We start from the raw sequence: 1,767 nt of genomic DNA on the forward strand, positions 1-1,767 counted from the left end.
GAGGTGCTGGCGGCACGGCTGGTGCGGGCGCGGCCTGAGCAGGCGGTGGCCTGGGGTGCGTCCGGGACGGTGTTGATCACGGGGGGTACGGGTGGTCTGGGGCGTGTGGTGGCCCGGCACCTTGCTACGGAGCACGGTGTCCGGAGTCTGCTGCTGGTCAGTCGTCGTGGCTCTGCTGCTGAGGGTGTTGATGAGTTGGTGGCGGAGCTGGGTGAGAGTGGCGCTGATGTGGTGGTTGAGGCGTGTGATGTGACGGATGCGGGTGCTGTGGCGGATCTGGTGTCGCGTCATGCGGTGTCCGCTGTGGTGCATACCGCTGGTGTTCTTGATGACGGTGTCATTGGTTCGCTGAGTGCGGACCGGTTGTCGGCGGTGTTGCGTCCGAAGGTGGATGCGGCCTGGAATCTGCACGAGGCGACCAAGGACCTCGATCTGGACGCGTTCGTGGTGTTCTCGTCCGTGGCGGGCACGATCGGCAGCCCGGGGCAGGCCAACTACGCGGCGGGCAACGCCTTCCTGGACGCGCTGGCGCACCATCGCCGGGCTGCGGGCCTCCCGGCGGTCTCGTTGGCCTGGGGCCCGTGGTCCCAGGACGGCGGCATGACCGGGACGCTCACCGAAGCAGACCTTCAGCGCATCGCCCGTCAGGGCATGCCCGAACTCACCCCCGCACAGGGCGTGGCCCTCTTCGACGCCGCGCTGGCGGCCGACGACGCCCATCTGCTTCCCGTCCGTTTCGACCTGGCGTCCCTGCGCGAGCAGGGGGAGGTGCCCCCGCTGCTGCGCGGTCTGATCAGGACGCGCGCCCGGCGCTCGGCGGTCGGTGGCTCGGCCGCCGTGGCCGGCCTGGCGGGACGTCTGAGCGGACTGGGTGCGGCGGAGCGTCGTGAGGCGCTGCTGGACCTGGTACGTACGCAGATCGCGGTGGTCCTGGGCCATGCGAGCCCGGAGACGATCGAGGCCGGCCGCGTCTTCCAGGACCTCGGCTTCGACTCCCTGACCGCCGTCGAACTCCGCAACCGCCTCAACAACGTGACCGGCCTGCGCCTTTCGGCCACCGCTGTCTTCGACTACCCCACGGCCGACGCACTCGTCGACTTCCTGCTGGACGAGCTGTTCGGCGCGCAGGAGGAGGCCGAGCTGCCGGCCCGGGCGCCGTCCCCGGTGGGAGCGGACGACGACCCGGTCGTCATCGTCGGTATGAGTTGCCGCTACCCGGGTGGTGTGGCGTCGCCCGAGGATCTGTGGCGTCTGGTGTCGGACGGTGTGGACGCCGTCTCCGCGTTCCCCGCCGACCGTGGCTGGGACGTGGAGGCCCTCTACAACCCTGACCCCGAGGCACTCGGCACCTCGTACACCCGCTTCGGCAGTTTCCTCCATGACGCGGGGGAGTTCGATCCGGAGTTCTTCGGGATGAGTCCTCGCGAGGCGTTGGCGACGGACGCGCAGCAGCGGTTGCTGCTGGAGACCACCTGGGAGGCCATCGAGCGGACCGGCATCGACCCGGCTTCACTGCGCGGCAGCCGTACGGGCGTCTTCGCAGGCGTCATGTACACCGACTACAGCGAACTCCTCACCGGCGACCAGTTCGAGGGCTACCGGAGCAACGGCAGTGCGGCCAGCATCGCTTCGGGCCGGGTGTCGTACACCTTCGGTTTTGAGGGGCCTGCGGTGACGGTGGATACGGCGTGTTCGTCGTCGTTGGTGGCGATGCATCTTGTGGCGCAGTCGTTGCGTCAGGGTGAGTGCTCGTTGGCGTTGGCGGGT

General features: G+C 69.2%; 1 protein-coding gene. It reads left to right on the plus strand.

Annotated features, from left to right (window positions below; translation table 11 throughout):
- Positions 1 to 1,767, plus strand: a 1,767-nt coding sequence (locus AC51EU_RS30195; protein ID WP_496270276.1) for a type I polyketide synthase, incomplete at both ends; no start/stop codon positions are given.

The sequence above is a fragment of the Candidatus Streptomyces philanthi genome (genome assembly GCF_059553635.1).